The sequence below is a fragment of the Rothia sp. HMSC066H02 genome (assembly GCF_001814995.1).
Taxonomy (GTDB): Bacteria; Actinomycetota; Actinomycetes; order Actinomycetales; family Micrococcaceae; genus Rothia; species Rothia mucilaginosa.
In genome coordinates, this window is the sequence record NZ_KV818667.1 from 39,402 (window position 1) to 63,149 (window position 23,748).

Sequence of the window (23,748 nt, forward strand, 5' to 3'; positions counted from 1 at the left end):
TCAGTGGAGAACTTTCCCAACTACGCAGGCTACGGGCAGAGCCCTACCGTCTGCGTTAACCACCCCGACCGCGTTAGCTACGCCCAGTGCAAGCGCTGCAACCGCACCGTCTGCGGCGAATGTCAGGTGGCGCTGGATGTGGGCATGGTCTGCCCCGATTGCTACCGCGAACTCACGGGCGGTAGCTCGAAAGCACAGGGTTCGAAGGCAAAAGGCTCGTTCCTGGCGCGCCACTGGCATATTAGCTACACGCTCATTCTGATTACCGTCGCGATGTACGGGTTGCAGCAGCTTATTCCCAACGAATGGGTGGTGAGGCATGGAGTGATCTGGTGGCCCTACGTCCAGCATGGCGAGTACTACCGCATCATCAGCTACGGTTTTCTGCACGCGCAAAATGACCCGATGCACCTGGTATGGAACATGATTAACCTCTTCATCTACGGTGTGTCCCTTGAGCGCATGATGGGGCGCTGGAAGTTCCTCTTCGTGTACCTGGGCTCTATCGTCTTTGGTGCCCTCGGCGTGTACGTGCTGACTCCCGGGACCGGCGTGGTGGGCGCCTCCGGAGGTATTTTCGGCCTCATGGGCTCGTTCATGACCCTGCTGATCATCATGAAGCAGAAGGACACTGCACGAGTGTTCGCCATGATTACCGCAGTGAACGTCATCTATAGCCTGATGAACCCGTCGAATATTTCCCACGCATGCCACGCGGGTGGTTTTGTGGGTGGTGTGCTGCTGACTCTGCTGTTCGTCCCGTTCGTGGAGAAGCCGGAGTCCTCGAATCCGCCGCAACAGAGTCCGCAGCAGTGGCAAAACGGCAGGTACTAAGCCTGAAAATACGTGAAAAATCTTCAGAAAATCCGGCACAAAATCTTTGGAGGGTCAGTGGAGAACTTTCCCAACTACGCAGGCTACGGGCAGAGCCCCACCGTCTGCGTCAACCACCCCGACCGTGTCAGCTACGCCCAGTGCGGGCGCTGCAACCGCACCATCTGCGGCGAATGCCAGACGGCACAGGATGCGGGTGTAGTCTGCCCCGAATGCTACCGTGACCTCAATGGAGGCGCCTCGAGCCCGAAGCGTTCCTTCATCGCCCGTCACTGGCATATTACGTACACGCTCATTCTGATTAACGTCGTGGTGTACGGTCTGCAACTAATCATCCCATTCCGTTGGATGTACAACCTCGGCATGATGTCGGGTCCCCGTGTTCACCATGGTGAGTACTATCGCTTGATCACGCACGGGTTTGTGCACTCGCAGAATGACCCGATGCACATGGTGTGGAACATGATTTACCTCTTCATCTTCGGTGTATCTCTCGAACGCATGATGGGGCGCTGGAAGTTCCTCTTCGTATATATGGCCGCTACCTTGGGTGCTGGCCTCAGTGTGTACCTCTTCGACTACTCTCGTGGTGCCGTGGGCGCCTCAGGTGGTGTGTACGGCCTCTACGGTGCCTTCTTCGTAATCCTGCTTCTCAGGAGGCAGAAGGACACAGCGCGCCTCTTTATTCTGCTCATTGGCATTGGTGTGGTGCAGAGCCTCTTCCACCCGAATATTTCCCACGCGGGACACTTTGGCGGTCTTGTCAGTGGCGCACTAGCAACCCTGCTGATTATCCCGTTCGTGAAGAAGCCTGAGTCCTCTCAGCCGCCGCAGCAAAGCCCGCAGCAGTGGCTCAGTGGAAGGTATTGAACCCGAAAACCCGCGGAAATCCGCCGCAGAAAAGGGTTATCCACAGAGGTTTTCCACACTGTGCATAACTACATTCGTGTAATTCCACGATTGTGAGTACATGTTAAAAACCTGTGGATACAGGCTAAAACAACCGAATTACATAGGGTGAATTACATGGGTGTAAGAGTTTTCCCCAGATTTCTCCACAGATGTGGAAAACCTTAAATACCAGGGTGTGTGTAATTACAAAAAATTCCGGTGCTATGTACCGGAGAAAATAAAAAGTGCCCGGAAGGATCAACCTTCCGGGCACTTTCACGTATCGAGCCCCTCACGGGGCGAAGAAGCAGCGGGCGCGAAACTAGTTCGCCTGAGCCTCCGCCTCCTCAACCTCCTCGGGGGTGAGCTCCACGCCGGTGTACAGGCGGAACTGCTCAGCAGCTTGCAGAGCAATCACCTCACCGCCGTGAATAACTTCCTTACCCGCCGCGCGAGCCGCACGAACCAGCGGAGTCTCAACGGGCATCGCCACCACGTCAAAGACTACCTGCGCCTCAGCAATAGCCTCCTGCGGGTAGGACAGCTCCTCGCTCTCCTCACCGCCAGCCATGCCAATCGGGGTCACGTTCACCAGAATCGGCGCTCGCAGGTTGCCCACCTCCGGCGCCCAGGCATACTCGTAACGCTCAGCCAGCGCACGGCCAGTCTCCTCGTTACGGGCAATAATCATGCCCTGCGAGAAGCCCGCATCAAAGAACGCACCAGCCACAGCCGCAGCCATACCGCCCGAACCGCGCAGCAGGAACGGCAGAGACGGATCCACATTATGCGAACGCAGCAGGGAAGCCACCGCAATCACATCCGTGTTGTACGCCTTCAAGAAGCCGTCAGTGTTCACAATCGTGTTCACTGCGCCAATAACCGCAGCCGAGTGGTCCATATCGTCCATCAGCGGGATAACAGCCTGCTTAAACGGCATAGACACCGAGCAGCCACGAATACCCAGAGCACGCACGCCGGCGATAGCACCCTCAATATCGGTGGTGGTCATCGCCTTGTACAGGTAATCCAGACCGTGCTTCTCGTACAGGTAATTGTGGAACTTAATACCGTGATTCGACGGGCGACCAGACAAAGAAATGCAGACCGTCGTATCGCGGTTCAGCGCCGGGCGAGCCATCTTAAGCCTCGCCGCCAGCGTTGAGGGTGTTCTCAATCAGCTTCTTCACCTTGTTGCGGCTCACCAGGTCAGCGACCACAAGGTGGGTGTCGCCGGTATCCACGGTGGGGACGGTCGCGTTGCCGTCGTTGAGGGACTTCACGTGCGCCTCAGCCTGCGGATCCTCCCAAATGTTGACCCAGGTAGCGTGGTCGCCCAGCTCGCCCAGCTTAGAATCCAGAGCCTCGCAATAAGGGCAGCCGGGGCGCCAATAAATGACGACGCCGCCATCCTTCATGACCTCGCGTGCCTTCTGCTGATCGGACTGCTGACGTTCAAACATAGTTCCTCCATAGACGGGGTGCTCCGCGGTCTTCAGGAGGCACTGAAACCTACCTGAGGGCGCAGCTCAATAAGTTGACATATCAAGCATAGCCTGAGGTTACAGGGGCAGGGGAGAGGTCCTCATAGGGCGAACGCCCGCGCCGCACCCCGGCAGCCCGTGCAGCACTCCCGCAGAAGCCTTCACCCTGCGCATTAACGGCATACGCCCCACACCAAGGTTGCCGGACCAATGATGCGGGGCGTATACAGTTCGCGAGAAAGCGCGAGCACTTGTGCTGAGTAAGAGTAAAAGAAGAGTGAAAACAGGCTACCAGGCGGTAACCGAAGCTGAGCAATATGCCGAGTGAGTCGGTGAATGAAAGAACCCAGGCGGGGCAGAACGCCCCATTATTCGAGAGAGATGTTGAGTGAAAGCCGTTGAGTGAAAGCCTGTAATGCAGACCCAGGGAAAGGCGCCCTACCCCACGAGGAGGCGAGGTAGGGCGCCGATCCAAAGGAGGCTGTCGCCTTACTTGCCGAACTTCTCGGTCAGCTTGGAGACGTTGTCGGTCACGACCTCTTCAACCTTGGCAACGTGCTCGTCGGTGACGACCTCCTTGCCAGCCTTCTCGTTGATGACTTCCTGAGCCTTGTCGAGGCCCTGCTCAACGGTACCCTTGATATCGAAGCCCACGGGGGCCTCCTTTCTGCGCTTTCGCGCTCTAAAGCCTCACTCTTGGTGAGGTACCTGCCCGGGGCGGGCAGAAAACTGGAGTGTGATGCTTTGGTGGACGAAACCTGCAAGCTGGGCTTGTATGTGACGGTCGAACCCAGTGTAGATGCTATCCATATGCCGGACTATGCGCATCGAAACTTTACAGCTCACGGATTGCGTCCGTCGATAAGTGTACATACCCGCGAAGGCAAGAAAAACCACCCTCGGGAAACGTGGCGCCACTTTTGACCAACGACCAAAAAATTATGGCTTATCAGCGCGTTATTACGGGGGATAACCGGAGGAAAATTGCAGAAACTCGCAGGAAACTTCCAGCTAAGAATATTGTTCAAACCCCTGAAAAAACACCCCTATGACACCCCGCCGATTTATGACAGACCTCAGCGCCCAACCCTACAACACCGGAATATCCGTAGGAGCAGCGCCCGCAGCCCAATCATGAGATGCCGCAAAACCAGCAACCATCGGCAAAAAACGAGGCGCCGCATAGCCGCGCACAGCATACGCAGTCGCCACCGCATCCGCGGCAGCTTCCAGCTGAGAGGTCGGAATCAGCGCCATCACCGCGCCACCAAAACCTCCACCCACAATACGGGCACCCAGTGCACCCCGATCCAGGCACACCTGCACCGCATCATCAATCTCAGGGCGAGAAACACGCAACTCATCACGCATCGACACAAACGACTCCGTGAAAATACGGCCCGCCTCCTCAAACGCCGCGAAACCAAGCTCATCAGCATGCTGCAGCAAATAGCTCGCACGACCCACCAGAGTCATATCGTGGAACGCATGACGCACCCAACCACGCGGGAACGAACACGGGCGACCCGCGTCCTCCAGCGCATCCAAGGCACGATTCACCGAAGAATCCACCAAATCAGCACGCCACGCCTTTGCCGCACGCGCATCCATACCCGCACACGACAAATCCTCCGGTAGGGCATCACGCAAAAAACGCAGACCCAAAGCATCAGCGCACGCCTCAGACGCCGCACGACGAGCCGCAAAACCACCATCCGTCAGCTCATGCGGAGTGTTCGTATCAATCACCAAAAAACTCAGGCCATGCTGAGCGATATCCACCGCAACCGGCTCAATCGAAAAATCACGGAAATCAACCACCAGAGCCTGCTCCGGATACGAACGCAACGACGCCGTCTGATCCAGGCCACCCGTATGCGCGCCAGCCATCTTATTCTCAGCCGTAATACACACCTGAGCCAGACGCGCACGCAACGCATCGTTATCCGCCGGGGTAGCATCCGCCTCCGGGCACTCCTCACGCACCGGACACGAGAGCTCCAACAACGCCAACGCCGTCGAACACTCCAAAGCCGCCGAAGACGACAAACCGCCACCCACCGGAACACGAGAATTAATCAGCAGATCAGCACCAAACTCATCGGGCAGCATAATATCCCTGCCACCCTCCTGATTCATCGCCCACGCAACACCCGCCACATAAGTGAACCAGCCCTTCAAATGACCCGGCTGGATATCGCGAATCACGACCGTGCGCTCATCGCCGGGCATCTGCAAAGAAGCCGCGCGCAACACTCCATCACGACGCAACGCACCCGCCACATAGGTGCGGTACGGCAACGGCATCGGCAGACACGAGCCACCCAAAAAATCAATGTACTCGCCCAAAAGATTCAGACGCCCAGGCGCAGACCACACACCATCCGGCTCGTAACCATACGCAGTAATAAACTCCTCACGCACACGCGCAATCTCCGCGCTATGGTCCGGAAGAGCCGCCCACTGGGCGGTAGCGGTCATCGACATGGAACACCTCTGATAAAGCCCAACAGGGCACTAAGACATAAACAACACCCCACCCGCACCCGATACCCAACGGGCAACAGCGCAAGCACGTGTCACCTCTAGACTAAAGCAGACAACCGGCGAACATCGACTCAGCCGCCAAACCGCACCAGTACCAGGGCGCGGCAGGTACCAGGGCGCGGCAGAGCAACCAGCACCAACGCACGCATAAGCCCCGCACCCCTACAAGGGGGCACGGGGCACCATACACAACTAATAAACCAAAAGAGGAACAGGCGACTTACGCATCCTGCGTATAAGGCTCCTGCACCACCATCATCGAATCAATCGCAGAAAGCAGATCCTGGCGGTAACGGTTAAACGCATTCTCAATCAGAGGAACATCGCCACTCGCCACAGCCTCCTGCGGAGAAATCAGTGGCAGAGTCTGATACTCCTCCACCAGGCTCAACGCAATATGGGTCAACAAACGAGCACGACGCAGCGCCTCCGCATGACCCAAACCAAGAGCCTGGAACTCATGAGCCATAGCCACCACAGGCTTCAACTCACGCGGGTGCAGAGTCAAACTCAAACGCACCACCTCAGGGCACTCACGAATCGGGTACAGCAGGGAGAACAGCGTATCGCCGCGGCGAATCATCGAAGCGCGAATAGCCTCCGGATTCGCCTCAGCCTCCTCAGACATCGACTTCGGGGCACGAGCCAGAATGTAATCCGCCAACAGAATCAGAAGCTGCTGCTTATTCTTCACGTGGTAGTACAGGGCGCCGGGAGCCACGTGAAGCTCCTGAGCGAGTCGGCGCATGGAAAGGTCCGCCAAACCGTAGGTCGCCAAGACCTCGTAGGCGGTATCTAGAATCTTTTCACGGGAAAGTACCACCCTTTCATTTTAGGGTGTTCAAATCTGTAACGTGAGCAAGATGCACCCCGCGGCAAACAAAAACCCCACAAATACGCGGTACAAGCCCAAAAAGCAATGTTGATTCTCACTCACCCGGAGCGAACGTTTCGCGTTTCACGAGCACTTTTGCCACCAAAACCACTCCAGCACACACAGAACAGGTAGCCGCCCACGCTCTCGGCATAAAATCACGTCTTAAACCGCCCAAAACCGCCAAGACAGGTAAACCTCGCGGGCGCACAGAGTAAAAGGGGGTGTTTAATATTCGGTATGAGCAATGCATTTTCTGAACTAATCGAGCGCGCCACCGCAGGCGAAGGCCTCAACCGCGAAGAAATCCACACCCTCCTCGTGGATGGTGAGGGCCAGGACTTCGCCCTCATCGAGGCAGCCTCCGTCGTGCGCCGCAACGAATTCCGCAACATGATTGCGATCCACACCGAAGATGAAGCACTCGCCGACGCCCTGGGCACCCGCTCCATCGCCGTGGACTCCTACGAAGTACTGGATATCTCCCGCGATATCGACTCCGAAGAACTCGCGGCAACTATCGAACGTATTGCTGAATCCTCTGCCATCGGCGTGACCTTACTACTGCCCGAAAATGCAGTACCCATGATGCTGATGCGCGTGCTATCCATCCTGCGCCTGGCGGCACCCTCCAAGGTCATTCACCTGCCCGAAGGCTACGAACAGTCCCTGCGCTCGCTGACCTCCCTCGCAATGCACGTGGTCAGCGCTATCACCATCACCGACGACATTGAGCAGTGGCCCATGGTCAACGAGGTGCTCAAGGCACTGCGTCACGGCGGCATCGTCATCTCCGGCACCGGTGGACGCGACGCCCTCGCAGGCTACCTGCGCTACCTCTCCGACCTGGGCGTGGACCTCATGGGTCACCGTGATGCACGCGGCTCCGCCTGCGGTTCGGTCGACGGTGGCGGCTGTGGATGCGGTTCGGGTGGCTGCGGTAGCCACGAGGAGCCGGCACCTTCCGCCGGTGGTTGCGGTTGCGGTTCGGGCGGATGCGGTTCTTCCGCTGAAGCTCCCGCTGAGCCTCACGGTCACTCCCACGGTGGGGGCGGTTGCTGCGGCGGCCACGACGAACCGAAGGAAGAAAAGGGTGGTTGCTGCGGTGGTCACGACGAGCCTGAACCGGTTGTCGAGGAAGCCCCCGCTGGTGGTTGCGGCTGTGGTGCTGGTGGATGCGGTTCTAAGTAGCCCGCTAACAGCAACTACCCTAATCGATATATTCCAAATATAGAATTTTCCCCTGAATAACCTGCTGAAAAGCAAGGATATTCAGGGGAAAACTCTATATTCCATAAAGAGTATTAGGCTTAGAGGTAAACACCACCACAATAAACGCTGCAGAACCCCCATATCCGAAAAGCGGAATGAGCCCCTCCGGTAGAGTAGAAAGACGTAGCCGACTAACCCTAGCCGCGCGAAAGGAACAACACCGGACCAATGCTTTACCTCTCCGTTATTGTCATCATCCTGATTGCGACCGTGTTCATGGTCAGCGTCGGTGACCGACTCAACCTCCCCTGGCCGGTCATGATGACCCTGCTCGGCGCTGCCGCGCTCTTCATCCCCAACCGACCGGACATCACCATCGACAGCGACATCATCCTGCCGATCTTCCTTCCGCCACTGCTGTGGGCCATCGGCGTTAAATTCTCCTGGGGAACCCTGCGCCGCCGCTGGAAATCCGTACTGCTCTATTCGGTCCTGCTCACCACCGTCTCCGCCCTGGCAATTGCCGGCGCAGCCATGTGGTGGGTCCCCGGCATGACCATCGCCGTCGCCCTTGCCGTCGGTGCCGCCGTCTCCCCGCCCGACCCCGTCGCCGTGGAAGCAGTCGCTGAGCCCGTCGGCATCCCCCGCCGCCTCATCGGCACCCTGCAGACCGAAGGTAGCTTCAACGACGCTATCGCAATCGTTCTCTTCCACGCCGCAATCCACTCCATGACCAGCGGCCACCACATCGAGCCGCTCTCGGTCGCCAAAGACTTCGTGCTCGGCTCGATCCTCGCGGTCATTATTGGTTATATCTTCGGCTGGCTCGGCGGCTACGTTCGCCAGCGCGCCCACGACGTGGTCACCAGCAACGCCGTGACCCTCGTGATCCCCTTTGGCGCCTACCTCGCTGCTGAAAGCGTGCACGCCTCCGGCGTTATTGCCGTGGTCATCGGCGCTATCCAGTTCACCAGCACCAAATACATGGCGGCACTCGAAGCGGAAGAACGCCTCTCCTCCACCTCCTTCTGGCAGATCATTGAGCTGCTCATGACCGGTGTCGCCTTCGGCCTCATCGGCCTGCAGGCAAGTAGCATCATCGCCACCGCCGACCCCTCCCGTACCGCAGGCCTCTTCGCTGACGGTGCCCTGGTCGCACTGGTCGCAATCCTGGTGCGCCTCATCTGGTTCACCATCGTCTGGCTGGCAGGACGCAAGAACCCCATCCACGAGGGTGCTCCCGAAAGCTTCGCCGAAGTTATCATCATGACCTGGTCCGGCATGCGAGGCCTCGTGACCCTGATTCTTGCCCTGTCCATCCCCGTGGTCAACGGCACTGAACAGGTCCGTCAGGACGCCATCGTCATGATGCTCTCCGTGCTCTTCTTCACCCTCGTGCTACCCGGCCTGACCCTGCCTATGCTCGTGAAGGTCCTTGGCGTGCGGGCTAACCATGAAGAAGAAACCGCCGTACCCGAACTGCTCAAGATTGCGCAGGTCGCAGCCCTCGAGGCGCTGCAGGCTGAAGCGAAGGCAACCACCGACCCTGAGACCTATGCCCGCGTGAAGGAAATGTGCTCCGCCATTACCCGCCGCGACGAAATCAGCGAGGCACTGCCCGAAGAATACAAGCAGCACATGGAGAAGCTTAAGGACAAGAGGAACGACTTCGTGCGCCTGCGCGATGCCGCCCTCGCCGCCGCGCAGAACGAGGTTATTTCTGCTCAGGACCGCTACGACTCCCACGACGTGACCCGCGTGGTGCGTAAGCTGGACATCCTGGCGCAGGCAGAAAGCATCCGCTCCTCCGGCATGTTCATTCTTCCCGCCATGACAGCCGGCGCGGTCGCCATGGAACGCTACAACCTCTGGAAGAAACACCAGGGCACCCTGAGCACCCGCGCAATCCCCGTGGTGGAAAACGCGCCCGCCTCGCCTCTGGTCACCAACGAGGTAACCCCCACGTCCTAGCCGGTACCTCTGCACCGCGTGCATGAACGTTACGTTTCTGCCCCTGCCTACGCCACCGAGATAAGCCCGTTGGTCTTTAGCTCACAGGCGATAGACAAGGGCAGAAGCAGATTAAGCCTCAACTATCACCTAAAATGAGACAGGAAACGTAGTGACCGTACGTTAGCTCTCTCAAACTCACGAACACATTGAAAGTAGACATGGATTTCAAGACTCTCTCGCCTGCGTACCTGACCTCCCTCGGCGTGATTTTTTGCGGCGCGCTCTTGATTGGAACCTCCAACCCCTGGCTCCTGTGGCTCGGCTGGATCCTTCTGATTCTTGCGTTGGGTCTGAACGTCCTTGCCTTTGTGCTGTCCGTGGGTAAGGCGAAGGGCGACCCGACCCCCGCACTGGTTGCCAACCTGGACGGCATCGAGTCCTCCGTGGAGAACCGTATCCGCGAGCGCTCGGAGCACCGCCGTGAAGAGCGTGAAGCTGCTGAGCATGAGGCAGTTGAGCACGATGCTGCGGCGCAGGCTGATCAGGAAGTAGCTCCCGCTGAAGCCGTTGAGGCGACCGAGCCTGCTGAAACTGCAGAGGTCCGCGAGGAAGAACCCACCGAATCTCAGCCGATTGTTGATCGTGCCCCCGGCCGTATGAGCGTTCTGCCCTCGCGTCCCCGTTCGGGTCGTACCCCCAAGCCCCGCTCCAACGCACGCTAGGTAGGTCGGTAGTGAATACGAAGTTTTTGCTTTCCCCGGCGTACCTGGTTTCTGTTGCCCTGATGCTTTCCGGCGCGGTGCTTTCCGGTGGTCGGTTCATGCTGATCGGCTGGATTCTGTGCATTGTGGGTGTCTGCTTGAACGCCATGACCCTGGTGGTACTGACGAACCGTGAGCAGCTGTACACCATGGAGGCGAAGGCTGCCCGAGGCACCCGCCGCGGCTTTGATGACCGCCCCGCTGTGGTGCAGCGATTGGACGCGGCTCCGGCTACTGACAGTGCAGACGAAGGATCTGCGGAGTCCGTCGAGGAAGTCGCAGAAGAGCCTGCTGAAGCACCCGCACAGAAGACTAACTAGGGGTGTAACCCCTAAGACGTAAAAGACCCCCGCAGAGGGTATCTGACGTGAACAAAAGACCGTAACTGCCCCCGTACAGGGGAGTGGTTACGGTCTTTTGGGTGTCTGAACACTCACCTCGACTAACGCTCGTCGAATACTTTTGTTGGGGAGGAGGGGCGAGCGAGCGGGGTCTTTAGCGCTGAGTACCCAGCTTCTGCGCCGCGAAATCCGCGTACTCCTGCACATGCGCGCGAGCCTGCTTGGTCAGAGCCTTATTCTCATCCAGGATGCGTTCCGACTGCGCCGCCATCAGCTCCAGGTACTGGCGGTCGCGGGTCTTCTTCCATGCGGTGCGTGCCGCCTCCAGCTCCGCGAAATCGTTGAGCGCCTGACGCTGCATCGTGTAACGGACCCACATGAGCACCAGAATCAGCACCAGCGGAATGAGGCACGCCCAGCTCTGCCACAGCCCGTACAGCGCCGCCGCAATGGCACCCAAAACAATCAGCACCGGGGAAATGGAGACGATGGGGGAGTCCGGGTGGTTCTTCTGGTTCTTCACGAGCGATTCACGCGCCATAGCGCGGAAGGTGTCAGAGAAGCTGGACGGGTCGTAGGACTGGGCAGAATCGGCCTGCGGGCTTTTCTGTGACTGATTCTTGCCGGGCTGGTTCTTTGGGGGTTGAGCGGGGCACATAGAAACCTCACGGGGATACACGGGGAGTAACGGGAAAGCGGGTGTTTCACGTGAAACGGGGGAGTAGGCGGCGAGCACGCGCGAGAGAAGCGGCGAGTCCGCGGAGGCGGACTGGCAAGCTCCGCGCTCGCCGCGCCTGAACGCCGCCTCGGTAGCTTCTACAGGGAAGCCTCAATAAACTCGTACGCCTTATCCACACAATCGGTGGTGACAGCCTTAACCTCATCGGGGGAGTAGCTGAACGACGCCGAACGGTCAGCGTAGCGGTGCATGTCGATATCGTTCCACGAATCACCAATCGTATGCACCTCATAGGAGCTACCCGGATGCTCCGACTGCAGGTACTCCACCAGATGCTGCAGACCGGTGCCCTTCGTGCAGGCGGGCGGCACAATATCCAGGAAGTCCTGGTTCTTGTGGCAGTCCACCGAATCACCAAAACGGTCCAGAATCCAGGCGTACGCCGCCTCGCGGACCTGCGCATCTGGAATCCACAGGGGCACGCCCACGTACTCGTGGTTCTGCAGGTCGCCGGCCGCCAGGGGAGTGAACTCCGGCAGAATATTCGTCGAGGAGCCCACCCGGTCGCAGAGGCTGTAATCGTTATCCAGGGTCGTGGCGAACAGCGCCACGCCGTCCACGGTGCTGAAATGCTCGTAGCACGCCTGCACAACGCTCAGCGGAAGAGGCTGACGGTAAATCACCCGGTACTCCCGGTCGGTAATCACTGCGCCCGTGTACAGCACGTGGTAATCAAAGCGGATGGTAGTTGGGTTCAGCGCCAGCTGCGTGGCAAAAATGCTCTTGCCCGTACACGAGACCGCCAGGTTGCCCTCCGCCTGCCAGCGGGCAATCGCCTGCTCATTGGCAGGCTCCACGGCACGGTTAAACAGGATTGTGCCGTCAAGGTCGAAAGCCATCAACTTGGTCATAAAAACTCCTTCACGGAAAGGGCTACGCTGCCGCGAAATGCGCTCCGCAACCCATGAAAACGCCCATGAAAACGGGGGTGCCGCCGGTACCTTAAGTGTACCGACCGCACCCCCGCCACTTGAGACAAGCCCCTGAATCTCACGCCCTCATAGAAGGGCGAAAGGGCTCATCTCTCAGATTTTTAGAGAGCCAGGAAGCCCAGGTACGAACCGAGGATACCCACGGCAAATAGAGCGAAAATCAACCAGATAGCGTTGACCTTCTTCTTCAGCAGCCACATGCACAGGAAGCACAGGCCCAGCGACGCAAGGCCCGGTAGCAGATCGTTCAGCACCGACTGAACGGTCACATCCACCATCGCGCCCGCCTGATTCTTGTAGCTGGTTAGCGGCAACGGAATGTTTACGCTCGTCCAGCGGTACACCAGCGCACCCATCACGAACAGACCCATCACGGAAGCGCCCTGAGTGATCTTCTGCAGGGTGTTACCGCCCGCCTCAGTCACAATCTGGGTACCCTTCTCGTAACCGTACTTGAAGCCGTACCAGCGGGTCGCCCAGCGAATTGCGGTCAGGCCGAAGAAGAACAGCAGCGGGCCCAGAATATTACCGGTCACCGCCAGGGATGCACCCAGAGCAGCCAGCACAATACGTGCGGTACCCCAGTAAATCGGGTCGCCCACACCAGCCAGCGGGCCCATCAGACCCACCTTCACGTTGGTGATAGCGGCCTCGTCAATGTCCTTACCGGCTGCCTTCTCACGCTCCATTGCAGCGGTCACACCCATAATCGAGGATGCGACCCACGGCTGGGTGTTGAAGAACTCCAGGTGGCGGGTCAGTGCCTCCGCCTGGTCTTCCTTCTTGGTGTAGAAGCGCTTAATAGCCGGAATCATGGAAACCGCGAAACCGATGGACTGCATACGCTCAAAGTTAAACGAACCAAGCAGGAAGGTGGAGCGGAAGTAGGTTTCGACCTTATCGCGCTGGGTGAGCTCGGGAACTTCAACGAGCTCGACGTTCTTGTTCTCAGTCATGATGATGCTCCTTACTCGAGCTCGTTATCGAGGTCGTTTGCTGCGGCTGCCGGTGCTACGGCGGGTGCCTCGCTCTTATGGAAGAGCGGGTTCAGCTGGGTGTACAGCAGACCCAGGCAAGCGCCCACAATACCGATAGCAACCAGGTTGAACTGTGCCTGACCGGACAGGGTTGCGACGAGATCCTTCGCGCCCTCGGTACCAGCAATCGAAATCGACTGGGTTGCCGGGATAGCGGCGGCGGCAATGAAGCCGAGGAAGAAGAAGGGCATGAGAGCCTTCGAACGCATCATGTTGATGACCATTGCAAAACCGACCACGGTGATCATGCCACCGGCGATACGCAGACCAACGGTCACCTCGGTGGGGATCATGTTCAGCAGGCGGGTCAGCTCTTCGGAGCTAATCAGCGCCACAATAGCGGTCGGGATAGCCACACGCAGACCCTGCAGAGCCATACCGCTAATGTGCATCAACTCAATACCGCGGAAGTTCGCGGTCTTCGCGAAATTATCAGCCTGATGCTGGAAGAACACCGTAATGGTACGAACGAAAATGGTCAGAACCTGACCTGCTGCAGCCAGCGGCACAGCAATAGCAATACCGGTGGTGATGTCCTGGTGCCCCTGAATCACAACAACAGCGGAGATGGTGGATGCCAGAGCCGAGTCGGGAGCCATTGCCGCACCGACGTTCATCCAGCCCAGGGCGATGAGCTCCAGTGCGCCACCGAGCATAATGCCGGTAGTCGGGTCACCCAGCGCAAAACCCATCAGGGTACAAGCGACCAGGGGGCGGTGGAACTGACGCTCGTCCACCACGGATGCGACGCCCGCAATGAACGCCACGAGAACAACGAGAATAAACGTCAGGGCGCTCATGCGTCCAGGCCTTTCTGCTTGAGGATCTTTTCCAAATCAACCGGGGAGTGGTTGGGCAGCTGCTGAACCGTCAGCTTCACACCGCGCTTAATGAGTTCGCGGTAGGCTTCCAGGTGCTCCTCGGAGGCGTACACTGCGTCCGAGAGCTGAACCATGCCGGTCTTGAAGGTGACGCCACCAACGTTCACTTCGTTGATCTTAACGCCTTCGTCGAGCAGCCGCACCACGTCAACGGGGGATTCTACGACGAACATGGTCTTCATGCCGGTGTACTTGGGGTTGTTGTACACGCGGCCAGCCTTAGCGATGTCCAGGACGTTGGTCTTCACACTGGTCGGCGCGACCTGCAGCAGCAGGGACTTGCGCAGCTGATCGTGTGCCGCATTATCGGATGCCGCGATGAAGGTCTGCGGTGCGATATACGGAACCCAGGTGCCTGCCACCTGACCGTGAATCAGGCGGGAGTCGATGCGGGTGAAGATAGCGTCCATGGTGCCGCCGGGAACCTGCTGAGCAGCCGGAACCTCGACCGCCTTGGTCTCTGCGGGCTTCGCCTCGGCGGGCTTGGCGGCTGCGGGCTGGTTCGCCTCCTGGAAGGAGCGAATACCCTTAATGCCAGCCTTGTGCGCCTTAGCGACCAGGGACTTGAGGGTTGCGTTCTTACGGCCTGCGCCGGAGATGACCTCAATAAGCATCGGTACGTTGACACCGGAGACGACGTCGACGCCCTCGCGGGTGGCTGCGAACTGCGCACCGGCGTTGTAGGGGCTACCGCCGAAGAGGTCGACCAGCAGCAGGGTTTCTTCTGCTTCAGATGCCTCAACGATGCGGGTGTACTCTTCGACGAGATCTTCGGGGCCCTGACCCGGCAGGAACGTGACCGGGTGGACGTTTTCGAAGTTACCGAGGATCATGCCGGCGGTCTTCAGCAGAGCCGGAGCCGACTCGCCGTGTGCCGCCACAATGATAGTGACCATAGTGGTCCTCTCGTGTTCGTGACATGGTGTGTAGTGGCCCCGTGAAGGGCCTCATAATTCTCAGATAGTAACACGTTGTTTTTGTGTTTTGTGGGTTTTATCTGGCTTTGCACACTTTAGGTTCTTGTGACATTTTTTCAAGTGTTGGAATATGGGTTTTTGATGTCAAAACACGTATTTATTGCCAGGGTGTAAAAAATTTAAACAGAACACCGAAAAAAGGTTGTCGACACGGGGAGAAATGCGTTATTTTTGTGAAATTTCAGGAATGACGGCATCTTGCAAGCGGACTGACGAGGTGCTTGTTATGGGATATTTTGGACTGTGATAGTGCAAGAAAATGATTTACAAAGAAAATACCGAACAAAAAATGGGTGCACGGATCAAAAGATGTGGGATTTATAAAAAACCAACATTTTCCTGCGGTCTGTCCACAGAATGGTATTTCTGGAATACGCCGCTATAAACCGTCATTTCAAAATTTAAATCGACGCGCTAACGCGCGAAGGAAAACCCGGGAAAACGACAATTTAGTGACAGGTTGTATATATAAATAGCAACCCACCTTTAACGGCCACGTTCCGCCCGGCATCACCCCTCTAGAATCCTCACTCCCAGATTCCACCACCCGAACCCCTCACCGGAATCCCGGGGTATAGATTTCGTGGCGTAGAAAAAGCCGAGGTGTAGAAAAAATCTGGGGTATAGAAAAAGCGACCGAGAACCCCCAGTCGCTTTCTGCATATGCGCTACGCGTTAATACCCCACATATCCCGCGCCAGACGCGCAATATGAATCGTCAAATACGTCAACTCATCACGAGTCAGGCTCTGCTTCAACTGCATCTGCAGCACCAACAAAACCTTCTGCGCACACGCGTAGGCGCGCGGTACATCCGCACGAAGGGCCGCCAACAAACTCGGCTGCGACACCTCATCAACATCCTCCGCACGATTTGCGGAGGCGCGGCTCGCCCGCACAAACAGGTACCTCAGATGCGTCACAAAACGTGCCGCACTCATTGAGTCCGGGTCGATCTTCCGCTCGTAGCTCGCCTCAATAATTTCAAAAACCTGCGCGAAAACCTCAGTCATGCGGAATGCCTGAGACATATCCGCCGTCGCAAATTGCGCGTTGACTAGGTGCAACGCCAAAGGAATAGCCTCATTCGGGTCCAGTTCAACCTGCAGGCGCTCGCGAACCATTTCCAAAACCGTGCGGCCGTACTCCACCTCGCGCGGGTAGAGAACAGTCACCTCTGGGGCGAGCGGATACTGCACCCGCACCCCGTCACGCGCACGAACCACCGCATAGTGCAGGTGATCAGCCAGCGGAAGAATAAACGAGTTCGACAGCTCCAGCGCACCCTCGGCGCGCACCTTCGACTCCAAAAGTGTGGCAATCGACAGAATCTCCGCCGGGATCTCAGAAAGAGTCATGCTCAGGCGCTCACCCGACATACCCTTCTCAGGCACAAACGTCTGCTCCACTGCAGACGGGTCAATCAGCTGGCCCTTACGCTTACCAAAGGCAATGCCGCGACCAATCATCACGGACTCCTTGCCGTAATGATCCACAGTGAGGACAACATTGTTGTTATAAATACGGCTAATACGCATGTGTCCTCCTCTGCGGGTGTCGGGGCGCCTGTGTCGGGGTGGCACACTGAAACGATAAAAGGCGATTGAGTATCACCTAAGCTACTACAAATTTTACCGAAAGATTGAACCCGTATTGAAGGGTTAACGCGCGTGGTTGGGATAATGGGCGGCGCGAAACTGTGCCCCAGCTGTGATGCAGGCAAGCATTCCATAAGTTTGCGGCTGAAAACCGGCTCCCGCCCCGCCGTGAACCCTAAATCGCGATACTCTTAATCACATGAGCAGCAAAGCAACCGAAATCGCAAAGAACCTTCCCGCCCTCGAACACCCGGACGGTAGCCCCATCCGCGCCCTCGTCGTTGACGATGAGGAGATGCTCAAGGAACTCGTCAGCATGGGTCTGAAAATGATCGGCTGGGAGGTGCAGTCCGCAGGTGACGGTCCCTCCGCGCTCGCGATTGCCCGCGATTGGCGCCCCGACGTGCTCGTGCTGGACATTATGATGCCCGGCTTCGACGGACTGGAGCTGCTCACCCGCATCCGTAAGTTCTACCCCGAGGTTCCCTGCCTCTTCCTGACCGCGAAGGACTCGGTCGACAACCGTATTGAGGGCCTTGCCGCCGGTGCGGATGACTACGTGACTAAGCCCTTCTCTATGGAAGAGGTCATGATCCGTTTGCACCGCCTGGTGCAGCGCTCCGGCGTTGCCGCCATTGACGACGCTGAGCTGGTCGTCGGTGACCTGGTGTTGAACCAGGATACCCGTGAGGTCACCCGCGGTGGCGAGCAGATTAACCTCACCGCAACCCAGTTCGACCTGCTACGCTACCTCATGGAGAACGCGAAGCGTGTGGTCTCCAAGAGTCAGATTCTTGATAATGTCTGGAACTACGATTTTGGTGGTCAGGCAAATATTGTGGAGCTGTACATCTCCTATCTGCGTAAGAAGATTGACGTGGGTCGCGAACCGATGATTCACACCGTGCGCGGTGCCGGTTACGTGCTGCGTCCCGCTGTCTAAGTTTATTCTCTGCTCTTCATATGGCGCGGTATAACACCCGGTTATACCGCGCCATATCAGTTATATTCCGTATTTCGAATATGGAAAGAAAGGATGCTCGTGGGCTCCTACTCACCCGGTGACCCCGCCTCCCCGGATAACGAAGCAACCCGCCCCCTGCGCGCGGGTACCCCCGCACGAGACGGTGCCGCACCCTCCCAGGGGAACTTCTTCGTGCGCCTACGTGCCGCCTGGAAGAGCATGAGGAACTCCGAGGCGTCCCCCGAAGAACTCGGGTACGTACCTCACCTGCGTTCGCGCCTTATCGCCATCCTCGTGGCAGCCCTCGGCATTGCCTGCCTCATTATTGGCCTGTCTACCTATGTGACCCTGCAGAACTCCCTCTATCAGCAGGCGCAAAGCGACCTCAAAGAAACCAGTCACCGCGTAGTGCAGCCGACCTCCCGAAACGGCAAGCGAGAAGAAGTGGACTGCAGCGACCTGCAGAAGAGCAGCTCTCTCTTTGCGCCCGGTCAGGCGTCCGGAACCATCATTACCTGTGTTGAGTCCGAAGGTGCTGTGGAAATCGCCAGCAAGCTCGCCAAGGACGGCACCGTACAAACCCTCTCCGCCAATGACCAGGTAACCCTCGGGACCATGGCGCTCAACGCCACTAAAGAGGAAGTCCGAGAGGTCAAACTGGAATCCGGTCTGTACCTCGTCAAAATCACCCCGAAGGCTAATAGCAGCGCCGACGCCCAGGTGGTTGGTATTCCGCTCGCCAACGTACAGCAGACCCTCACCATCTTTGTGATTGTGGTAGCCCTCGGTTCCATCGCCGTGATGGTCGGCGCCGGCGTGGCGGGCTCCTACATTATTCGCGGCACCATGAAGCCCCTGGAGCGAGTCTCCGCGGTGGCAACCGATGTGGCGCACCTGGACCTGGAAGAGCACACTATCTCCTCGGCGGTGCGCGTGGATCCGCGAGATTCCGACCCGCGCACCGAAGTCGGTGCCGTAGGCTATGCCCTCAACCAGCTGCTCGATAACGTGAACTCCGCTCTGGAGGTGCGCGAACGCACCGAACATCAGATTCGCGCCTTTATTGCGGACGCCTCCCACGAGCTGCGCACGCCCCTTGCTGCCATTAAGGGGTACTCCGACATGCTCCGCTGGACCGAACCGCTCAGTGAATCCGGCCAGTCCTCCCTAGCGCGCATTGATTCGCAGACCGAGCGTATGTCGCGCCTCGTGGAGGACCTTTTGACTCTTGCCCGCCTGGACGAGGGTCGCGAACCCAAGCTGGAGCAGGTTGACCTGACCGAGCTGGTGCTCGAGTGCACCTCCGATATGCAGGCGGCAGCACGTACCCACGAATGGCACCTGAACTTGCCCGATGAGCCGGTCGAAGTGGTGGCGGATCGCTCCCAGATTCAGCGCGTCATCCTGAATCTGCTCTCGAACGCTCGCAAGCACACCGATGAGGGTACGCGCGTGACCGCGGGTCTGTCGGTAGATGCTGCGCGCCGCGAGGCTGTGGTGACTGTGACCGATAACGGCCCGGGTATTGCACCCGACTTCCTACCGAAGATTTTTGACCGCTTCACCCGTGCCGATAAGGCACGTTCTGGTTCGGATGGAACCACCGGTCTGGGTCTGGCGATTGTGCAGGCGATTGTACAGGCGCACGGCGGTTCGATTCAGGTGCAGAGCCAGCCGGGACATACGGTCTTTACGGTGCGCTTGCCGCTGGATGCGCGTCTTCAGCCTGTCGCCTAGTTCAGTACTTGGTCTACCGCCTGAGTTGCGCGTGTCCATTCTGTGAATGGCTGCTTGAGGGGGTGTGTTGTGTTGTGTGCGCATTCTGCTCCCCTGCGGTGCTTTTGAGGGTTTATAGCGCCTTGACATGCTAAAACGCTAAATTACTTGTTGAGTAAACGTTAAATCTGCACTTCAAGTTTATTACCTAGAGTGCAAATATGTGGTGAATCTAACCCCCAAATAGTTACCCCCAGTGAAACAATGCGCGTATTGTAAAAAACATGGCTAATCTTGTTGAATCTCCCGCAAACATCACGGACAAGCGCTCCGCTCGCAAGGCAGAGAACCGCATCGCAATCGTTGAGGCAGCAGAATCCCTCATCCTCGAGGGCGGCTACGGCGCCCTCAACGCAGAAGCACTCGCAGAACGCGCAGGCGTCTCCCGCCGCACCATCTTCAACCACTTCGCCTCCGTAGATGACGTACTGGTCACCCGCATGAACCAGTACTTCAACCGCATCTTCGAAGAATGCGACTTCACCGTCTCCGGTGAAAACGCAAGCATGGAAGCCGAAATGCTCTCTATTGCCCGCAAGGTCTTCAAGAGCAACACCCTCGAAGAGTACATCGCACCCTTCGCGCACCTGCTCTACGCCCTCGAAATGGACAGCCCCGCGAAGTTCGAAGAATACTCGCACGTCATCCTCGAGCGCACCTACGACATCTTCCTCGAGCGGTACCTCGCGGCATACCCCGACCTGCCCTACCTGCGCGTGGCGGTCTTCGCCTCCAACCTCGCCGAAACCATCGGTGAAGGCGTCTACTACTACCTCACCCGCGCCGAAGAAATGACGGTCAAGGTTGCAGCAGAAGCCCCCGAGGGCACCCACCCCGAAGCACTCGCCATCGAAGCGATGCGCCAGTGCGTACTCGAAGCACTCGACTACCTGGGTCGTCTGGTCCAGGGCGAATTCGCAAGCTAAGCCCCATAGCGTCAACGCTCAAACACTCTCGCTTCGGGCACCTCATCTGCAGGTGCCCGGGGCGGGGTGTTTTTTGTCTAAAAACAGGACACAGCGTTCGCCGTACAGGGCAAACCACACGCCGCATTCACGCGCACCCAACACCCCAAACTCTTCACTCGCTCAACTTCAAAGGACTGAATCATGGCTACATGGCTCTACCGCATCGGTGAAGCTGCCGCCCGCCGCGCATGGGCTGTCATCCTCACCTGGGTACTCATCGTCGCCGGTGTAGCGGGTGCCTACACCGCGTTCCACGGCAAGCTCAGCAACACCTTCACCATGCCCGGAACGCAGACCCAGCAGCTCTCCGACGAGCTCGCCCAACGCTTCCCCAGTGCCAACCGCGGCTCCGGCCAGATCATTCTCACCACCGGTGACGGCACCGCCCTCACCGAAGAGCAGAAGCAGGCATTCTCCGCCGCACTGAGCGCACTGCCCAGCGAGGTGCCCTCCGTGGATGCGGTCACCGACCCGTTCACCACCACCTCCAAGCTTGCAGAAGCGAAAACCCAGCTCGACGAGGCGCACGCCAAGATTGACGCCGCCCCCTCCCAGATCGAGGACGGCAAAAAGCAGCTGAATGCCGCCACCTCGCAGCTTGAGGACGGCATGAAGCAGATTGCCGACAACGAGAAGAAGCTCGACGACTCACAGGCACAGATTAGTGCAGGTCAGGAGCAGCTCGCCTCCGCGCTGAAGCAGCTGGACGATACGCAGGCACAGCTGAAGGACGGCTACGCCCAGGCGGAGGCGGCAGGCTCACCCGCTGCCATGATGGAGCAGCTCAACGCCCAGCAGGCGCAGCTGACCGAGCAGCAGAACGCGCTCAATCAGCAGCGCGATACCCTGACCGAGAGCCAGAAGCAGGTTGACGCGGGTCGCGCAGAAATCGCCTCCAAGAAGGATGAGCTGGCTGAGGGCAAGAAGAAGTTGGACGAGCAGCGCAACCAGCTTCAGAAGACCGAGAGTGCGCTACCGGCACAGCGCGAGCAGCTGGAGCGCCAGCAGAAGCTCTACGACTTCACCTCCGGCTACCGTATGGTCTCTGAGGATCAGTCCACGGCGATTGCGACTGTCTCGTTTAAGAAGAAGATTTACGAGGTGCCGTCCGCCGAATTGCAGAAGGTCATGTCCGACATTGAGTCGGCGAACCTGCACGGGGCGACCGTCCAGTTCGACGCGAACCTGAGTGAATCCGCGCTTGGCGGCGGCTCGCACACCGGTGAGGTGGCGGGTATGGTCATCGCCTTCATCGTGCTCATGGTTATGCTCGGCACCCTCGTGGCTGCAGGCCTGCCGATCCTGATGTCTCTGGTAGGCGTGGTGGTGGGTGTGCTCGGCACGCTCTCGCTGTCTTCTGTTATCCAGATGAGCTCCACCGCCTACACCCTGGGTCTGATGCTCGGCCTGGCGGTCGGTATCGACTATTCGCTGTTCATTCTGAACCGCTACCGCACGAACCTGCTGAACGGCATGCCGAAGGTCCAGTCGATTGCCCTGGCGAACGGCACGAGCGGTAACGCCGTGATTTTTGCAGCGAGCACCGTGATTATTGCGCTTGTGGCGCTGAATGTGACCGGTATTCCCTTCCTGGGTGTGATGGGTAATGCCGCCGCGTTCTGCGTGGTTGTTGCCGCCCTAATCGCGGTGACGCTCACCCCGGCGGTGCTGTCCTTGGCGGGTACCAAGATCATGTCGAAGAAGCTGTGGGCTTCCATCGATATCCTGCAGAAGATTGCGGAACGCCGCGCGCAGGATGCTGAACGCACCGAGAAGCCGAACGGCTGGTTGCGCCTCGTGCTGGCGCGTCCGCTACTGACTCTGGTGGTGGGTACGCTGGCGCTGCTGGCGGTTGCCGCCCCCATGTCTCAGATGCGCCTGGGTCTGCCGGACGCCTCGAACTACCCCTCCGATAGCGCCGCGTACAAGTCGTACGCGCTGGTCAAGGACAAGTTCGGTGAGGGCATGAGCGCCCCGCTGGTCGCGGTCGCGCACACGCCCGCGAACATGAGTGAGGAGCAGGTTCAGCAGGTGCAGATTGATATCGCCTCTGCGGTCAAGGAGCGCGGCGGCGCGAATGTGCAGGCTGTAGTTCCCGGCGGTATGACCGATGACCGTACCCTCATGATTTTCCAGGTGATTCCCGCCCACAGTGCAAGCTCCGTGGAGACTGAAGAGCTCGTCCACGAGCTGCGAGCCGTGACCGTTCCGGTTCAGGGCTCCGAGGTGTCTCTCGGTATTGCAGGTCAGACCAGTGGCAATATTGACGTCTCCGAGGTGCTCGCGCAGAAGCTGCCCCTGTACCTGGGCGTGGTGATGGGCCTGTCCTTCCTGGTGCTGATTCTGGTGTTCCGTTCGATTATGGTTCCGCTGGTTGCCTCGGTGGGCTTCCTCTTCTCGGTGCTGGCGAGCTTCGGTGCCGTGGTGTCGATTTATCAGCTGGGCTTCATGAGCTCCCTCTTCGGCGTGGACCACCCGGGTCCGGTGCTGTCCTTCTTGCCGACCCTGCTCATCGGTATTCTTTTCGGTCTTGCGATGGATTACCAGATGTTCCTGGTGACCGGCATGCGTGAAGCGTACGTGCACGGCAAGGATGCGGCGACCGCCATTGTGAGCGGCTACAACCATGCGGTGCGTGTGGTGGTGGCTGCCGCGATCATCATGATTTCGGTGTTTGGTGGCTTCATCTTTGCTGATTCGACCATGATCCGCCCGATGGGCTTTGGTTTGGCGTTCGGTGTGCTCGTGGATGCGTTCATTGTGCGCATGACGCTGACCCCGGCGATTATGGCTCTGCTGGGCGATAAGGCGTGGTGGATGCCGAAGTGGCTGGATCGCCTCACCCCGAATATGGATGTTGAGGGCGCCGCTCTGAGCGAGAAGATGAGCAAGAAGATTCAGCACGAGCGTGAGTCTGATGCCGCCGACTCGGGTAGCAAGCTCGGGTCAGAGTAAAGTATTAGTGTGTGTTTGTGCGTT

At 58.4% G+C, this 23,748-nt stretch carries 21 protein-coding genes; 10 read left to right on the forward strand and 11 right to left on the reverse strand.

The window, feature by feature from the left end:
- Positions 1-3 precede the first annotated feature (3 nt).
- A complete protein-coding gene (locus HMPREF2999_RS00205; RefSeq protein ID WP_070674174.1) occupies positions 4-834 on the forward strand; it encodes a rhomboid family intramembrane serine protease in 831 nt (276 codons plus the stop codon).
- Between the two features lie 57 nt (positions 835-891).
- Entirely contained in the window at positions 892-1,704 is an 813-nt protein-coding gene (locus tag HMPREF2999_RS00210; protein ID WP_070697683.1) for a rhomboid family intramembrane serine protease, read from the forward strand.
- Positions 1,705-2,047: 343 nt separating this feature from the next.
- Here HMPREF2999_RS00210 and HMPREF2999_RS00215 read toward each other — a convergent pair whose 3' ends face one another.
- The 5 genes from HMPREF2999_RS00215 to HMPREF2999_RS00235 form a co-directional block, all read right to left on the reverse strand.
- Positions 2,048-2,866 carry a shikimate 5-dehydrogenase gene (locus HMPREF2999_RS00215; RefSeq protein ID WP_005504124.1) on the reverse strand — a complete coding sequence of 273 codons (819 nt, stop codon included), beginning with the start codon at positions 2,864-2,866 and terminating at the stop codon, positions 2,048-2,050.
- A gap of 1 nt (position 2,867) precedes the next feature.
- A complete protein-coding gene (locus HMPREF2999_RS00220) occupies positions 2,868-3,188 on the reverse strand; it encodes a glutaredoxin family protein (RefSeq protein ID WP_070674177.1) in 321 nt (106 codons plus the stop codon).
- 510 nt (positions 3,189-3,698) lie between these two features.
- Complete coding sequence (locus HMPREF2999_RS00225) at positions 3,699-3,863, reverse strand: ribosome recycling factor (protein ID WP_070634683.1); 165 nt, start codon at positions 3,861-3,863, stop codon at positions 3,699-3,701.
- A gap of 435 nt (positions 3,864-4,298) precedes the next feature.
- Positions 4,299-5,696, reverse strand: a complete 1,398-nt coding sequence (locus HMPREF2999_RS00230; protein ID WP_070674180.1) for a galactokinase — start codon at positions 5,694-5,696, stop codon at positions 4,299-4,301.
- A gap of 280 nt (positions 5,697-5,976) precedes the next feature.
- Positions 5,977-6,579: a TetR/AcrR family transcriptional regulator gene (locus HMPREF2999_RS00235; protein WP_005508002.1), complete on the reverse strand. Its 603-nt coding sequence runs from the start codon at positions 6,577-6,579 to the stop codon at positions 5,977-5,979.
- A gap of 291 nt (positions 6,580-6,870) precedes the next feature.
- On the opposite strand from HMPREF2999_RS00235, the gene HMPREF2999_RS00240 reads away from it, so the two are divergent.
- The 4 genes from HMPREF2999_RS00240 (at position 6,871) to HMPREF2999_RS00255 (ending at position 10,876) form a co-directional block, all read left to right on the forward strand.
- Entirely contained in the window at positions 6,871-7,821 is a 951-nt protein-coding gene (locus HMPREF2999_RS00240; protein ID WP_070674182.1) for a biotin synthase, read from the forward strand.
- A gap of 249 nt (positions 7,822-8,070) precedes the next feature.
- Positions 8,071-9,813: a cation:proton antiporter gene (locus HMPREF2999_RS00245; protein WP_070674185.1), complete on the forward strand. Its 1,743-nt coding sequence runs from the start codon at positions 8,071-8,073 to the stop codon at positions 9,811-9,813.
- Between the two features lie 200 nt (positions 9,814-10,013).
- A complete protein-coding gene (locus HMPREF2999_RS00250; protein WP_070674188.1) occupies positions 10,014-10,517 on the forward strand; it encodes a hypothetical protein in 504 nt (167 codons plus the stop codon).
- 11 nt (positions 10,518-10,528) lie between these two features.
- Positions 10,529-10,876 (forward strand): ATPase, encoded by a 348-nt coding sequence (locus tag HMPREF2999_RS00255; RefSeq protein ID WP_070674191.1) that lies wholly within the window; start codon positions 10,529-10,531, stop codon positions 10,874-10,876.
- Between the two features lie 175 nt (positions 10,877-11,051).
- Here HMPREF2999_RS00255 and HMPREF2999_RS00260 read toward each other — a convergent pair whose 3' ends face one another.
- From HMPREF2999_RS00260 to HMPREF2999_RS00285, 6 genes are all read right to left on the reverse strand, one after another.
- Positions 11,052-11,555, reverse strand: coding sequence for a hypothetical protein (locus HMPREF2999_RS00260; RefSeq protein ID WP_210399524.1), 504 nt, complete (start codon positions 11,553-11,555; stop codon positions 11,052-11,054).
- 158 nt (positions 11,556-11,713) lie between these two features.
- Positions 11,714-12,487 (reverse strand): HAD hydrolase family protein, encoded by a 774-nt coding sequence (locus tag HMPREF2999_RS00265; protein WP_070674194.1) that lies wholly within the window; start codon positions 12,485-12,487, stop codon positions 11,714-11,716.
- 182 nt (positions 12,488-12,669) lie between these two features.
- Complete coding sequence (locus HMPREF2999_RS00270; protein WP_005504142.1) at positions 12,670-13,524, reverse strand: PTS system mannose/fructose/sorbose family transporter subunit IID; 855 nt, start codon at positions 13,522-13,524, stop codon at positions 12,670-12,672.
- Positions 13,525-13,535: 11 nt separating this feature from the next.
- Positions 13,536-14,405 carry a PTS mannose/fructose/sorbose transporter subunit IIC gene (locus HMPREF2999_RS00275; protein WP_049326833.1) on the reverse strand — a complete coding sequence of 290 codons (870 nt, stop codon included), beginning with the start codon at positions 14,403-14,405 and terminating at the stop codon, positions 13,536-13,538.
- On the reverse strand, positions 14,402-15,382 hold the full coding sequence (locus HMPREF2999_RS00280) for a mannose/fructose/sorbose PTS transporter subunit IIA (protein ID WP_070674197.1): 981 nt from the start codon (positions 15,380-15,382) through the stop codon (positions 14,402-14,404). Before HMPREF2999_RS00280 ends, HMPREF2999_RS00275 begins: the two co-directional genes overlap by 4 nt.
- Positions 15,383-16,131: 749 nt before the next feature.
- On the reverse strand, positions 16,132-17,001 hold the full coding sequence (locus tag HMPREF2999_RS00285) for a PRD domain-containing protein (protein ID WP_070674200.1): 870 nt from the start codon (positions 16,999-17,001) through the stop codon (positions 16,132-16,134).
- 259 nt (positions 17,002-17,260) lie between these two features.
- Here HMPREF2999_RS00285 and HMPREF2999_RS00290 point away from each other — a divergent pair, with 259 nt between their 5' ends.
- From HMPREF2999_RS00290 to HMPREF2999_RS00305, 4 genes are all read left to right on the forward strand, one after another.
- Positions 17,261-18,004, forward strand: coding sequence for a response regulator transcription factor (locus HMPREF2999_RS00290; protein ID WP_070674203.1), 744 nt, complete (start codon positions 17,261-17,263; stop codon positions 18,002-18,004).
- Between the two features lie 93 nt (positions 18,005-18,097).
- A complete protein-coding gene (locus HMPREF2999_RS00295) occupies positions 18,098-19,762 on the forward strand; it encodes a sensor histidine kinase (protein ID WP_246823046.1) in 1,665 nt (554 codons plus the stop codon).
- 263 nt (positions 19,763-20,025) lie between these two features.
- Entirely contained in the window at positions 20,026-20,727 is a 702-nt protein-coding gene (locus tag HMPREF2999_RS00300; RefSeq protein ID WP_005504153.1) for a TetR/AcrR family transcriptional regulator, read from the forward strand.
- A gap of 183 nt (positions 20,728-20,910) precedes the next feature.
- On the forward strand, positions 20,911-23,724 hold the full coding sequence (locus tag HMPREF2999_RS00305) for an MMPL family transporter (RefSeq protein WP_070674206.1): 2,814 nt from the start codon (positions 20,911-20,913) through the stop codon (positions 23,722-23,724).
- Positions 23,725-23,748: the final 24 nt, after the last annotated feature.

What these genes read in the sequence shown, in the direction of transcription:
- HMPREF2999_RS00215 (WP_005504124.1), bottom strand. Translation starts at nt 2,866, where the DNA reads ATGGCTCGCCCGGCGCTGAACCGCGATACGACGGTCTGCATTTCTTTG.
- HMPREF2999_RS00220 (WP_070674177.1), bottom strand. Translation starts at nt 3,188, where the DNA reads ATGTTTGAACGTCAGCAGTCCGATCAGCAGAAGGCACGCGAGGTCATG.
- HMPREF2999_RS00230 (WP_070674180.1), bottom strand. Translation starts at nt 5,696, where the DNA reads ATGTCGATGACCGCTACCGCCCAGTGGGCGGCTCTTCCGGACCATAGC.
- HMPREF2999_RS00240 (WP_070674182.1), top strand. Translation starts at nt 6,871, where the DNA reads ATGAGCAATGCATTTTCTGAACTAATCGAGCGCGCCACCGCAGGCGAA.
- HMPREF2999_RS00245 (WP_070674185.1), top strand. Translation starts at nt 8,071, where the DNA reads ATGCTTTACCTCTCCGTTATTGTCATCATCCTGATTGCGACCGTGTTC.
- HMPREF2999_RS00250 (WP_070674188.1), top strand. Translation starts at nt 10,014, where the DNA reads ATGGATTTCAAGACTCTCTCGCCTGCGTACCTGACCTCCCTCGGCGTG.
- HMPREF2999_RS00260 (WP_210399524.1), bottom strand. Translation starts at nt 11,555, where the DNA reads ATGTGCCCCGCTCAACCCCCAAAGAACCAGCCCGGCAAGAATCAGTCA.
- HMPREF2999_RS00265 (WP_070674194.1), bottom strand. Translation starts at nt 12,487, where the DNA reads ATGACCAAGTTGATGGCTTTCGACCTTGACGGCACAATCCTGTTTAAC.
- HMPREF2999_RS00270 (WP_005504142.1), bottom strand. Translation starts at nt 13,524, where the DNA reads ATGACTGAGAACAAGAACGTCGAGCTCGTTGAAGTTCCCGAGCTCACC.
- HMPREF2999_RS00275 (WP_049326833.1), bottom strand. Translation starts at nt 14,405, where the DNA reads ATGAGCGCCCTGACGTTTATTCTCGTTGTTCTCGTGGCGTTCATTGCG.
- HMPREF2999_RS00280 (WP_070674197.1), bottom strand. Translation starts at nt 15,382, where the DNA reads ATGGTCACTATCATTGTGGCGGCACACGGCGAGTCGGCTCCGGCTCTG.
- HMPREF2999_RS00285 (WP_070674200.1), bottom strand. Translation starts at nt 17,001, where the DNA reads ATGCGTATTAGCCGTATTTATAACAACAATGTTGTCCTCACTGTGGAT.
- HMPREF2999_RS00290 (WP_070674203.1), top strand. Translation starts at nt 17,261, where the DNA reads ATGAGCAGCAAAGCAACCGAAATCGCAAAGAACCTTCCCGCCCTCGAA.
- HMPREF2999_RS00295 (WP_246823046.1), top strand. Translation starts at nt 18,098, where the DNA reads ATGCTCGTGGGCTCCTACTCACCCGGTGACCCCGCCTCCCCGGATAAC.
- HMPREF2999_RS00300 (WP_005504153.1), top strand. Translation starts at nt 20,026, where the DNA reads ATGGCTAATCTTGTTGAATCTCCCGCAAACATCACGGACAAGCGCTCC.
- HMPREF2999_RS00305 (WP_070674206.1), top strand. Translation starts at nt 20,911, where the DNA reads ATGGCTACATGGCTCTACCGCATCGGTGAAGCTGCCGCCCGCCGCGCA.